General features: G+C 65.0%; 10 protein-coding genes. 4 read left to right on the top strand and 6 right to left on the bottom strand.

Annotated features, from left to right (window positions below; genetic code table 11):
- Positions 1–173 precede the first annotated feature (173 nt).
- Complete coding sequence (locus tag EDE12_RS04385) at positions 174–1,262, top strand: metallophosphoesterase (RefSeq protein WP_036291229.1); 1,089 nt, start codon at positions 174–176, stop codon at positions 1,260–1,262.
- A 49-nt stretch (positions 1,263–1,311) separates the two neighbouring features.
- Here EDE12_RS04385 and EDE12_RS04380 read toward each other — a convergent pair whose 3' ends face one another.
- On the bottom strand, positions 1,312–1,794 hold the full coding sequence (locus tag EDE12_RS04380; protein WP_084768588.1) for a DUF2852 domain-containing protein: 483 nt from the start codon (positions 1,792–1,794) through the stop codon (positions 1,312–1,314).
- 205 nt (positions 1,795–1,999) lie between these two features.
- Here EDE12_RS04380 and EDE12_RS04375 point away from each other — a divergent pair, with 205 nt between their 5' ends.
- Positions 2,000–3,565 carry a ClC family H(+)/Cl(-) exchange transporter gene (locus EDE12_RS04375; protein ID WP_026599566.1) on the top strand — a complete coding sequence of 522 codons (1,566 nt, stop codon included), beginning with the start codon at positions 2,000–2,002 and terminating at the stop codon, positions 3,563–3,565.
- Here EDE12_RS04375 and EDE12_RS04370 read toward each other — a convergent pair.
- From EDE12_RS04370 to EDE12_RS04350, 5 genes are all read right to left on the bottom strand, one after another.
- Positions 3,562–4,182: a TetR/AcrR family transcriptional regulator gene (locus EDE12_RS04370; protein ID WP_026599567.1), complete on the bottom strand. Its 621-nt coding sequence runs from the start codon at positions 4,180–4,182 to the stop codon at positions 3,562–3,564. The genes EDE12_RS04375 and EDE12_RS04370 overlap by 4 nt on opposite strands.
- Before the next feature lie 164 nt (positions 4,183–4,346).
- Positions 4,347–5,870, bottom strand: coding sequence for a SpoVR family protein (locus EDE12_RS04365; RefSeq protein ID WP_024881357.1), 1,524 nt, complete (start codon positions 5,868–5,870; stop codon positions 4,347–4,349).
- Complete coding sequence (locus tag EDE12_RS04360; RefSeq protein WP_024881358.1) at positions 5,870–7,177, bottom strand: YeaH/YhbH family protein; 1,308 nt, start codon at positions 7,175–7,177, stop codon at positions 5,870–5,872. Before EDE12_RS04360 ends, EDE12_RS04365 begins: the two co-directional genes overlap by 1 nt.
- Positions 7,178–7,214: 37 nt before the next feature.
- Entirely contained in the window at positions 7,215–9,158 is a 1,944-nt protein-coding gene (locus EDE12_RS04355; RefSeq protein WP_024881359.1) for a PrkA family serine protein kinase, read from the bottom strand.
- Between the two features lie 380 nt (positions 9,159–9,538).
- Positions 9,539–9,979 carry a transcriptional repressor gene (locus EDE12_RS04350; RefSeq protein ID WP_024881360.1) on the bottom strand — a complete coding sequence of 147 codons (441 nt, stop codon included), beginning with the start codon at positions 9,977–9,979 and terminating at the stop codon, positions 9,539–9,541.
- Positions 9,980–10,118: 139 nt separating this feature from the next.
- Here EDE12_RS04350 and EDE12_RS04345 point away from each other — a divergent pair, with 139 nt between their 5' ends.
- Both EDE12_RS04345 and EDE12_RS04340 read left to right on the top strand, forming a co-directional pair.
- Positions 10,119–11,366: an argininosuccinate synthase gene (locus EDE12_RS04345; RefSeq protein WP_026599568.1), complete on the top strand. Its 1,248-nt coding sequence runs from the start codon at positions 10,119–10,121 to the stop codon at positions 11,364–11,366.
- Between the two features lie 156 nt (positions 11,367–11,522).
- Positions 11,523–12,860 (top strand): TAXI family TRAP transporter solute-binding subunit, encoded by a 1,338-nt coding sequence (locus tag EDE12_RS04340; protein WP_245275816.1) that lies wholly within the window; start codon positions 11,523–11,525, stop codon positions 12,858–12,860.
- Positions 12,861–12,892 lie beyond the last annotated feature (32 nt).

Here is a 12,892-nt window from a genome sequence, read left to right as displayed (position 1 = left end):
GGTTCGACGAATCTCTCCGTATCATCGCCGATCGCCCGGAACGTCGGCCGCAACGAGCGACATCCCACCGTCACGCGCGCGTCGTAATCGGGCCAGCTGAAACCAGAGCGCATCTTCGCGCTCGGCCGAGCTGGGGGATTTTCATGCGCGCAAGACGATTTTCGATAGCGCTTTTGGCGGCTGTTCTCGCGAGCGGCGTTTCCGCGGGCGCTGATGAGCGCGGCCTGGAGCGGCGGCTGGAGCCGCGCCACGAGCACAAGACCACGATCGCCGTTTTCGGCGACTGGCCCTATAATCTCAATCTTCTGAACAACGCCAATCTGCTGCTCGACTCGGTCAATTCCGATCCCGAGGTGAGCCTGGTGATGCATGTCGGCGACATTCATTCCGGCAGCATGCCCTGCACCAGCGCCGGAACGCTGCCGCCGATCGCGGCGTCGAATCCCGGCTGGAATCAGCAGATTTTCGCGGCCTTCCAGAAGTTCAAATCGCCGGTCGTCTACACGCCGGGCGACAATGAATGGACCGACTGCCACAAGTCGAAAGAATCCGCTTCCGGCAAGCCGCTGCAGGAGCTGGCCGCCGTGCGCAGCCTGTTCTTCGCGCGGCCGGGCTGGACGCTCGGCCTCCGTGATATGGAGGTCTACAGCCAGGCGAAATATTTCTCGCCCTCCTATCCGGCCGATGCGCAATTCGTCGAGAATGTGATCTGGATGGATGCGCGGACCGTCTTCGTGACGGTGAACATGCCGGGCTCGGACAATGACGGCCTGCCCTGGAGCAGCCTGGAGGACAAGACCGCGCGCGAGGCGGAGATCGCCGCCCGCACCGACGCCGATATTCGCTGGCTGCAAGCCGCCTTCAATCTCGCCGAGCGCGAGCATGCGGCCGCTGTGGTGATCGGCCTGCAGGCGGATATGTGGGATCCGTCCGCGCTCGCGGCGGGCGGCGACGGGCTCGATCGCTACACCGGTTTCGTTCGCGAGCTGGCGAACCAGGCCGTGCGCTTTCGTCGTCCGGTGCTGCTCATCAATGGCGATTCGCATCTCTATGGATCGGATCACCCGCTCGCCGATCCGTCGAGCACGACCGGCAAGATTCATAATGCGGCGGCGGCGGCCAATCTCACGCGCGTCACCGTCCAGGGCTCGACCAATGCGCCGGGCGAATGGCTGCGATTGACCATCGACGCGCGCACGCCCAGCGTCTTCAGCTGGAAGAATGTCGCTTATTGCGTCGATCCGCTGACGAGCTGCAAATAAGCTAAAAAAAAGGGCGCGTCCCGCGGGACGCGCCCATCTCGCAAATGGGTCAGCTCTGCGGCTCGCCGCGATCGCGGCGCGCGCGCATGAAGGATTCGAATTCCTCGCGGTCCCGAGCGCGGCGCAGCTCGTCTATATGCTCGGAGAACTCGCGCTCGGCCTCGGCGAGCTTGCGGCGCTCCTCCTCGAGGCGGGCGAGCTCGCTCTCGCGCCAATCGTCGAAGGCGACATTGCCCGAGGAGCGCATGAAGCCCGGACCACGCCAGCCGCCGGTCGGGCCGGGCTGGCCGGTCGCCTCTTTCCAGCGGGCCTGGACATCGGCCGCGCGCTCCTGCGCGAAGGCGAAGAGATCGCCCTCATAGCCCATCTTCCGCTGCCACACCTTGAAGAGCACGATGGCGAGGCCGATCGGCCAGAAGACGATAAAGCCCAGAACCATCGCCAGAAGCTCGAGCGGCTTCCATGGCCGTCCGCCGTCTCCGAAGCGATAGTGAGATTCGTGGCCCATGCGGGAGTGACGATGACAGCCCATGTTCGGACTCTCCAGTTCCTTCGCTCATCGCGGGCGCGCGCGGACGATCCGTGCGCCGCCGTCGCAATGTGAATGTAACATACATTAACATTGTTGTTTCGCAAGGGGTCCGCCAAAGATTCCGCCCCATGCGCATCCCAGCCGATTTCGTCTCCCGCGCTGCGGCGCGCTATCCTGCGCGCGGCCTCTCTCGCGAATCGTTTCCATGACCGGTTTTTCCGACGAGGACGCAAGCGCTCTCCTCGCTCTGGCGACGCTCATCGGCGCCGCGGCGCTGCCTTTTCTGTTCCGCCTCGCCTTCGGCCGCCGCAGGCGCAAGGGCCGCGCGCGCGCCGCCTCGGTCGCGCTGGCGCTCGGCCGCTCGCGCCGCCTGGCGCTGGTCGCCGCCGCGGGGACGGAGCGCCTGCTTCTGCTCGGCGAGACGAGCGATGTGGTGGTCGAATCCCATATAGCCGACGCCGCCCCGGCCGTGGAGACGCCCTCACCGCCGTCCGAGCTGCGCGGCCTTTTTTCGCTCGGCGCCGTCTCGCTGCTGGCCGGGGTCGCCGTCGGCGCGCTCTGCGGAAGCTTCCGCCTCATCCTCGACGCCGCCGGGCGGATGCGCATGGCCATTCCCGATTGGTTCGCGGAGCGTCCGCTGCTCGGCCTCGCGATCATGGTCGCCGGCGCAGCGCTCGCCACTGGGCTCGCGGCCTATCTCGTGCGCCGGTTCGTCCCGGCGGCGGTGGGAAGCGGCATTCCGCATGTCGAATCGGTGATCGACGGCGACGAGCCGCCCTCCCCGCCGCTGCTGCTGCCGGTGAAATTCATCGGCGGCGTGCTGGCGATGGGCGCCGGCCTCGCGCTCGGCCGCGAAGGGCCGTCGGTGCAGATGGGCGCGACACTCGCGCATCAGTTCGGCCGCTATTTGCGCTATGATTGGCGCGATCAGCAATCGCTGCTGGCCGCCGGCGCCGGAGCCGGGCTCGCCGCCGCCTTCAATGCGCCGCTCGCCGGCGCGGCCTTCGTGCTCGAGGAATTGCTGCGCCGCTTCGACATGCGCCATGCGACCATAGCGCTCGGCGCTTCGGTCGGCGCCATATCGGTCGTGCGCCTTCTGCTCGGGCCGGAGCCGGAATTGCGCGTCGCGACGCATTATCCCGTTGGGCCGCTCGATGTTCCGCTCGGCCTCGCGCTCGGCGCCGCGACGGGGCTCGCCAGCCTCGCCTATAATCGCGCCATTCTCCGCGCGCTGGACATAGCCGATCGCTCGCCCTGGCCGGCGGAGGCGAAGGCCGCTCTGGTCGGCGCCGGCGTCGGCGCCATCGGCTTTCTCGCGCCCGATCTCGTCGGCGGCGGCGATAATCTCACGCAAAAAACTCTGGACGGCGCCTATGCGCTCGACGCCCTGCCGCTGGTCTTCGCGCTGCGTTTCGCGCTCGGCGTCGTCTCCTATGCGGCGGGGACGCCGGGCGGATTGTTCGCGCCGCTGCTGGCGCTCGGAGCCGAGATCGGGCTCTTTTTCGGCCTCATGATCCCGGGCGAGGATGGGCCGACCATGGGAATGAAATTCGCGCTCATCGGCATGGCCTCGTTTTTCGCCGCCGTGGTGCGCGCGCCGCTCACAGGCATGATCCTCATTACCGAGATGACCGATAATTCCCAGCTTCTGCTGCCCATGCTGGCGGCCTGCTTCGCGGCCATGGCCATCGCCGCCGTCTGCCGCAACGAGCCCATCTACGACGCGTTGAAGGATCGCTCCGCCCGTCTCGCCCGGCGGGCGGAGACTTAAACGGAAGGGGTCTCCACGCGGCGGACGGCGGATTCCATGAGATTGCGCGCGGCGGAGTCGAGCACGGGGACGGGATCGAGCCCCTTGGCGGCGTCGAGATGGCCGGAGATGGTCAGCATGGCGACGCCATGGGCGAGCGCCCAGAGCTGCAACGCCAGCTTGCGCGCGCCCTGCGCAGGGACGCTGCGCTGTTGGAGAAAAGCCACCACAGAGCGCCACAGAATATCCAGCGCATGATCGGCGGCGTCGGCTGAGGGCTCGCTCGCCAGCGTCGCCGCCGAGCCGAACATTGCGGCATAGAGGCCCGGCTCCGCGCGGGCGAAGGAGAGATAGGCCGCGCACATGCGCCACATGGCCGCCGCCGCCTCCGGCCGCCCTTCATCCCAGGCTTTTTCCAACGCCGAGCCGAAGGAGAGAAAGCCGCGCCGGGCGACCTCGTTCAGCAGATCCTCGCGACTGGCGAAATGGCGATAGGGCGCGGCCGCCGTGACGCCGACGCGCTTGGCCGCCTCGCCAAGGCTGAGATTAGCCGGCCCGCCTTCCGCCAGCAGCTCGAGCGCAGCCTCGACCAGCGCCTCCTTGAGGGCGCCATGGTGATATTTGCGCTTGATGGTCATTCGGGGCGGCGTGCGTGAGGCGAAGCGTTCGCGCAGCCGTCGCACAGATGGGCGTCGAAGGGAAGTGGGCGCGCCACTGCGGAACCATAAGAGGCCGCGCGCTTCGAGACGCGGCCTATCGGCCGCTCCTCAGCATGAGGGAGATTGTAGAGCCCGAATCCCCCTCACCCCGCCTCCGGCCGCACCATATGCTCTTTCAGCACCTGCTCCGTGCCGGCGTCGATCTCCTGCAGCAGCACCTCATAGCCCCAGAGATTGGCGAGATGGCCGAGCACCATTGCGGCGTTGGTCAGCTCCAGCATCTTGCCGTCACGCACGCGATGATGCAGCACGAGCTTGCGATTGCCGGCGAGATCGACATCGACGATCTGAATGTCCGGCGCATAGCCCCCCACGTCATATTGCGCGGAGAGGCTGCGGCGCAGATCGCGATAGCCGCGCTCATTATGGATCGCCGACACCTCGAGATTCGGCTGCTCGCGATCGTCGACGACATGGAACAGGCGCCAATTGCGGATGAGCCGCGGGCTCATGAACTGCGCGATGAAGCTGTCGTCGCGATAATTCGCCCAGACATGGCGCAGCACCTCCATCTCGTCGCCGGTTCCGGCGATCTCGGGGAACCAATAGCGATCCTCCTCGGTCGGCTCGCGCACGATGCGTTCTATGTCGCGCATCATGTCGAAGCCGAGCGCATAAGGGTTGATGCCATTATAGGACGGGCTGTCGTAGAAAGGCTGCCGCGTCGCATTGGTGTGCGAGGTGAGGAACTCGAGGAAGCTGCCGTCGCCGATCTGCCCCGTCTCGTGCAGGCGGCCCAGCAGACGATAATGGCAATAGGTGGCGCAGCCCTCGTTCATCACCTTGGTCTGCTGCTGCGGATAGAAATATTGCGCGATGAGCCGCACGATGCGCAGCACCTCGCGCTGCCAAGGTTTTAGACGCGGCGCGGCCTTCTCGAGAAAATAGAGGATATTCTCTTGCGGCAGGCCGAGCAGGGCGCGGCGCTTGTCGCCGGCCAATTGCATTGCGCCGCGCGCGCGGCCGGGCACAGTGCGCCACAGATCGTCATAGACGCGCTCGCGCTCCTCCTTGCGATCCTGCTCGCGCTTCTCCTCCATATGGAGATTGAGCGGACGCTTGCGCGGATAGCGGTCTATGCCTTGCGGCATCAGCGCATGGGCGGCGTCGAGAAGGCGCTCCACCTCCGCATGGCCGTAGCGCTCCTCGCAATTGGCGATATAGGCCTTGGCGAAGGAGAGATAATCCAGAATGCCTTCTGGATCGGTCCATTGCCGGAACTGGTAATTATGCTTGAAGAAATGATTGTGGCCAAAGGCGGCGTGCGCGATCACCAGCGTCTGCATAGTGGCGGAATTCTCCTCCATTATGTAGCTGATGCAGGGATCGGCGTTGATGACGATCTCATAGGCGAGGCCCTGCAGCCCCATGCGATAAATGCCCTCGTGCTGGGCGAAGCGCTTGCCGAACGACCAATGCTTGTAGAAGAGCGGCATTCCGGTCGAGGCGTAGGCGTCGAGCATCTGCTCGGCGGTGATGATCTCGATCTGATTGGCGAATGTGTCGAGCCCGAGCTCCTTATGCGCAATGTCCGCGACCGCGTCGTGGATGCGCTGGATCGTGCCGAAATCCCAATCCTTGCCTTCATAGAGCAGCTCGCCGCGCATCAGCCGACCTCCGCCGTCTTGGCCGCGCGCCGTTGGAACAATTGCCGGAACACGGAATAGATATGCTCGCGCCGGGAGACGCGACGCATCTGGAATTTCTCGCTTTCCTTTTGCAGCGCGGCATAGGTGAGCCATAGCGAGCTCTGCCCGTGATGCGGCACATAGCCATGCGTCTCGGTATTCGGCCCGCTCACTTCCACATAGGCGAAATATTGGCACAGCGGCAGAATTTGGTTCTGCAGCAGGTCGCGCGTCTGCGGATTGTCGCTGGAGAGATTGTCGCCGTCCGAGGCCTGCGCGGCGTAAATATTCCACACGCCCGGATCATAGCGCTCGCGAATGACCTTCAGCATCTCCTGCAGAGCGGAGGAGACCATGGTGCCGCCGGTCTCGGCGGAGCGGAAGAATGTGTCCTCGTCCACCTCGCCGGCGCGATCCGTATGGCGGATGAAGACGATCTCCACGCGCTTGTAGCGGCGCGTCAAAAACACATGCAGCAGCATGAAGAAGCGCTTGGCGAGATCCTTCATATGCTCGGTCATGGAGCCGGAGACGTCCATGAGGCAGAACATCACCGCCTGCGTCACGGGCTTGGGAAAACGCTCGAAGCGGCGATAGCGCAGATCGATCGGATCGAGATAGGAGATGCGCGACCGCTTGTTGCGCAGCGTCTCGAGCTCGGCGGCGAGGCGCTCGGAGTCGGCGTCGTCGCGGCTCTGCGCCTCCACGAGGCGGCTCTCGAGATCGTCGATCGTCGATTGCTTGGGACGCTTCAGCGCGATGCGCCGCGAGAGCGAGGTTTGCAGCGTGCGGTGCAGCGCGAGATTGGCCGGCGTGCCCGTGGTGGTGTAGCCGGCGCGGCGCAGCCCTTCCTTCTCTGTTTGCGCGACGCGCCTTTTGGCGAGATCGGGCAGCTCGAGATCATCGAGGAAGATGCTCAAAAACTCGTCACGCGAGAGGATGAAGCGAAAGGCGTCCTCCTGCCCGTCGCCGCGGCCGACCTGACCGCCGCCGCCTTCGCCCTCGCCTTCGCCGCGCGGGCGCTCGATGAGATCGCCCTCGACATAATCCTTATTGCCGGGCAGCACGAGATCGCGCCGCGAGCCCTGCGTGTGGCGGAATGTGGGCTCGCGCGTGCCCTCGGAGGGAATGGAAATCTCTCCGGGGCTCTCGAGATCGCCGATCGCGCGGTCCTTGCTCGCCTCGCGAACCGCCTTCTCCACCATATCCTTGGCGCGGCGGAGAAAGCGCTGGCGGTTCGCGAAGCTCTTGCTTCCGGGGTTCAACCGACGATCGACGATGTGCATCGTTTCATCACCCGTTTCTTCGCCGGCCGCCTTTCGGTCAACCGGCTTGTTTTACGCGCATGTACCACTCGACCAGACGGCGCACCTGGCGCTCCGTGTAGCCGCGGGCCATCATGCGGCTTACGAATTCTGCATGTTTTTTTTCTGTCTGCGTGTCTTTTTTCGATCCGAATGAAATGATCGGCAGCAGCTCTTCCACCTGGGAGAACATGCGCCGCTCGATAACGTCGCGGATCTTCTCATAGCTCGCCCAGGAGGGATTGCGCCCCTCGTTCGCCGCGCGCCAGCGCAGCGCGAACTTCACCACCTCATTGCGGAAGTCCTTGGGATTGGCGATGCCCGCGGGCTTCTCGATCTTGGTCAGCTCCTGGTTCAAAAGGTCGCGGTCCAGCAGCTGTCCCGTGTCCGGGTCCTTGAAATCCTGATCCTCGATCCAGGCGTCGGCATAGTCGATATAACGGTCGAAGAGATTCTGTCCGTAATCCTGATAGGACTCTAGATAGGCCTTCTGAATCTCATGGCCGATGAATTCTGCGTAGCGCGGCGCGAGCTCGGCCTTGATGAACTCGAGATAGCGCTTCTCGATTTCCGGCGGCATCTGCTCGCGGCGCAGCGACTGCTCCAGCACATACATGAGATGCACGGGATCGGCCGCGACCTCGACCGTGTCATGGTTGAAGGTCGCCGCCAGCACCTTGAAGGCGAAGCGCGTCGAGCAGCCGTCCATGCCCTCGTCGACGCCGGCGGCGTCCTTATACTCGAGCATGCTGCGCGCCCGCGGGTCCACCTCGCGCAGGCTCTCGCCGTCATAGACGCGCATCTTGGAGAAGAGATTGGAGTTCTCATGCGGCTTCAGGCGCGAGAGCACGATGAAGCGGGCGAGCATCTCCAGCGTGCTCGGGGCGCAGCTCGCCTCGGCGAGCTCAGAGCCGCGCAGCAGCTTCTCGTAGATATGCTGCTCTTCCGTCACCCGCAGGCAATAAGGCACTTTGATCACATAGATGCGATCGATGAAGGCCTCATTGTTGCGGTTGTTCTTGAAGCTCTGCCATTCCGCCTCGTTGGAATGGGCCATGACGATGCCGGAGAAGGGAATTGCGCCAATATTCTCGGTGCCGATGTAATTTCCCTCCTGCGTCGCCGTCAGCAGAGGATGCAGCATCTTGATCGGGGCCTTGAACATCTCGACGAATTCGAGCAGGCCCTGATTGGCGCGATTGAGGCCGCCGGAATAGCTGTAGGCGTCCGGGTCCGCCTGCGCGAGATTCTCGAGCTTGCGAATGTCCACCTTGCCGACGAGCGAGGAGATGTCCTGATTATTCTCGTCGCCCGGCTCGGTCTTGGCTATGCCGATCTGGCGCAGACGCGAGGGCGTGATCTTCACCACGCTGAATTGGGTGATGTCGCCGCCATATTCGTCGAGACGCTTCAGGCACCAGGGGCTCATCAGCCCATTGAGGCGCCGGCGCGGAATGCCGTAGCTCTGCTCGAGCATGTCGCCCGCCGTCGCCGGATCGAAGAGGCCGAGCGGGCTCTCGAAGACGGGCGAGAGCTCCTCGCCGGCCTTGAGCACATAGATGGGATCGATCTCCATCAGCGCCTTCAGACGCTCGGCGAGGGAGGATTTGCCGCCGCCGACCGGGCCGAGCAGATAGAGGATCTGCTTGCGCTCCTCGAGCCCCTGCGCCGCATGGCGGAAGAAGCTGACGATCCGCTCGATCGTCTCCTCCATGCCGAAGAATTCGGCGAAGGCCGGATAGACGCGGATGGTGCGGTTCATGAAGATCCGGCCGAGCCTCGGGTCGCGCGATGTGTCGATCAGCTCCGGCTCGCCGATCGCGTCGAGAATGCGCTCCGCTGCGGTCGCATAAGTCTTCGGATTCTCGCGGCATAGATCGAGGTATTCGGAGAGCGTCATCTCGACGGCTCTTCTGCCTCTGTAGGACCTCGCAAAATCCGCAAAAACGTCGGAGTTCGTCATGGGGCACCTGTCGCTGGAGCGTTATGGCTCACGATTCCCGAGACGGCTCGAAATCGATCGGCCGCCCTCTCGTCTTCGCTGTCGACCGCCCCACCCCTGTCGACTGGCCATAGACCGAGTTCAGGGCATTCGAGGCAAGGTTTGTGCCGGTCGCAGCGGAAAGCTCGTCTCCTGTCATATGAGCATCGATGTCTGCTCAGGGTAGACGTAACAGTTGCGATTCCCTCGTCGCCGAGAGCGTCCGCATCACTCGCGCGCCGATATCGCTCCACGCGGGCCGTCGATATCAACTGGGGCGCGATCGCAGATATTGACGAAGATCGGCGGTCTCGTCGACACCAATCCTTTTCCCGATGGTAAAGTTCTCGAGCAGGAGGAGCTCAGCTCGCTTTTCCCTCCGCCGTGGCGCAGCGCCCGCACAGGCCCGCGATCTCGACGACGCGCGTGCGCGGCTGGAAGCCGGCCGCCGCAGTGAGGCCGGCGAGGCCGCGCGTCAGCTCCGGGCTCGTCGCCTCGCTCACCTCGCCGCATTCGTCGCAGATCAGAAAGATCACCGGCTCGCCGGCCTCATGCGCATGGCCGCAGACGACGAAAGCGTTGCGGGAGGCCAGCCGATGCGCGAGTCCCTGGTCCAGCAGATAGCCGAGCGCCCGATAGACCGAGATCGGAGCCGGGCGCTTGCCGCTCTCGCCGGCGAGAAGATCGATCATCTCATAGGCGCCGACCGGCCGGTTCGCCTTGGTGAGAATATCCAGCGCGGCGCGCCGCGCCGGCGTGAGGCCCCGCGCCGTCGTCCCCGGCGCCGCTCGCTTGGTGGTCATGCGCCATTGTAGCGCGCCGCGGCCGCGATGACGAGAGCGCCCGCTCACGGCGCGCTCCGGCTTGCGCGAGCGCGGCGCGCCTCTATAGTCGCGGCGCGATGCGCGCCCGCGCGAGGCGGCGCCGAAAGAAGAATCTCGAATGACCCGCTCCAAGAAAGACATCAAACGCGTCGTTCTCGCCTATTCCGGCGGCCTCGACACCTCGATCATCCTCAAATGGCTGCAGACGACCTATGGCTGCGAGGTGGTGACCTTCACCGCCGATCTCGGCCAGGGCGAGGAATTGGAGCCCGCCCGCGCCAAGGCCGAGCTGCTGGGCGTCAAGCCCGAGCACATATTCATCGAGGATCTGCGCGAGGAGTTCGTCCGCGACTTCGTCTTCCCCATGTTCCGCGCCAACGCCCAATATGAGGGGCTCTATCTGCTCGGAACCTCGATCGCCCGCCCGCTCATCGCCAAGAAGCAGATCGAGATCGCCCGCAAGCTCGGCGCCGACGCCGTCTGCCACGGCGCCACCGGCAAGGGCAATGATCAGGTCCGCTTCGAGCTCGGCTATTACGCGCTGGAGCCGGACATCACCGTCATCGCCCCCTGGCGCGAATGGGATTTGACCTCCCGCACCGCGCTCATCGATTTCGCGGAAAAGAACCAGATTCCGATCGCCAAGGACAAGCGCGGCGACGCCCCCTTCTCGGTCGACGCCAATCTTCTGCACACCTCTTCCGAGGGCAAGGTGCTCGAGGATCCGGCGGAGGAAGTGCCGGATTATGTCTATTCCCGCACCATCGATCCGGAGAAGGCCCCGGACGTCCCGCAATATGTCACCGTCGATTTCGAGAAGGGCGACGCCGTCGCCGTCGATGGCGTGACGCTCTCTCCGGCGGCGCTGCTGACCAAGCTCAACGAACTCGGCCGCGCCCATGGCATAGGCCGGCTCGACCTCGTCGAGAACCGCTTCGTCGGCATCAAGTCGCGCGGCATGTACGAGACTCCCGGCGGCGCTATTCTGCTGATCGCCCATCGCGGCATAGAGAGCGTGACGCTGGACCGCGGCGCGGCGCATCTGAAAGACGAGATCATGCCGAAATACGCCGAGCTGATCTACAATGGCTTCTGGTTCGCGCCGGAGCGCGAGATGCTGCAGGCCTTGATCGACAAGAGCCAGGAGCTCGTCACCGGCCGCGTGCGGCTGAAGCTCTACAAGGGCTCTGTCCATGTCGTCGGCCGCGAGAGCCCCTATTCGCTCTACGACAAGGAGCTCGTCACCTTCGAGGAGGGCGCGGTGGCCTATGACCATCGCGACGCCGAGGGCTTCATCAAGCTCAACGCGCTGCGCCTGCGCACCTTGGCCAAGCGGAGCGCCCGCGGCGCGAAGGAAAAGCCCTAGCCCCTGGCTTCCGCCGGAAGGGAGCGTTTCCGATCAGACATGGACCGGAAACGCTCTGGACCGGAAACGCTCCCGCCTCCACGACTTCGCCTTCGATAAATCGAGAAACGGTCGCACTATATGAGGAAGTTCGGCTTCGCACCCGAGGCTGATCCCATGCTGCGAACCATTCTCGTGGCGCTGATCGTCTGCCTCGCCCTCGTCGGCGGGGCGGCGACTGCGCTGTATCTGTATAACCGCCCGACGGAGCTGCGGGTCGCTGTCGCCCAGGGTGCGCAGGACTACCGCCTGCTCACAGCGGCGGCGCAGGCCTTCTCGCATCAGCACGAGCCGGTGCGGCTGAAGGTCGTGCCGGTCGTCGATTCCGCCGCCGCAGCGGCCGCGCTCGAGCAGGGCTCGGCCGATCTCGCAGTGGCGCGCAGCGACGCGCTGCCGCCCTCGGCGCAGGCCATCGTCGTCCTGCATCGCAACGCCGCGGTGCTGGTCGCGCCGGGCGGCTCCAAGATCAAGCGCGTCGCCGATCTGCGCGGCAAGAGAATCGGCGTCGTCCAGGAGATCGTCGGCGGGCATGGCAATGTCCGGCTGCTCGGGACAATCCTGGCTCAATATGACATTCCCGAGCAAGGCTTTGCGACAGTCACGCTACAGCCGGGGGAGGTCGAGGCGGCGCTGCGGGCGCGCAAGGTGGACGCCATATTTCTGGTCGCCGTTCCGCAGATCGGCCCGGCGAGCGAGATCATCCACCAGATCGTCGCCGGCGCCGGCAAGCCGCCGGTCTTTCTTCCCGTGGCGGAAGCTCAGGCCATCGCCAAGCGCTATCCGACGCTCGAATCGACCGAAATCGTCCATGGGGCCTTCGGCGGCGACCCGCCCCGCCCGGAGAAGGCGCTGGAGACGACCAGCGTCGCCGTCCTGCTCGTCGGGCGCGCGTCGATTCCGGCGAGCGTCGCCGGCGAGGCGACGCGCCAGTTCCTGACCCATAGATCGACCATCGCCGCGCTCGCGCCGCTCGCCAATAATATCGAGGCGCCCTCCACCGACAAGGATGCGGCGGTCCCCGCGCATCAGGGCGCGATCGACTTCATCGACGGCAACGAACGCGGATTCTTCGACAAATACAGCGACTTCTTCTATCTCGGCGCGATGCTCGCCTCGCTCTTGGGCTCCGCCGCGGCGGCGCTCGCCAGCCGCATGCGGACGAAAACGCATCAGCGCTCCGAGCAGCTGATCGAGCGCCTGCTCGAGATTCTGCCCGCCGCCCGCGCCGCCCAGGATGTCGCCGAGCTCGACAGCTATGAGCGCGAGCTCGACCAGGCGCTGGTCAGCTCCGTCGCGGATCTGCGCCTGCGCAATATGGACGGAACCGCGCTGCATGTGGTCTCGCTGGCGCTGGACCAGGCGCGGCTCGCGATCCAGGACCGCCGCCGCACGCTCTGCGAGGCGAAGGGCGCGGCCACAGTGACGCCGCTCAAAAATATCCGCATCGCAGAATAGGGTGGCGACTGTGCGCCAGCGCACAGTCTGGC

The sequence above is a fragment of the Methylosinus sp. sav-2 genome, assembly GCF_004366495.1.
GTDB lineage: Bacteria > Pseudomonadota > Alphaproteobacteria > Rhizobiales > Beijerinckiaceae > Methylosinus.
The sequence above is the reverse complement of the archived record's forward strand: the minus strand, read 5'-3'. Positions and strand labels throughout refer to the sequence as shown.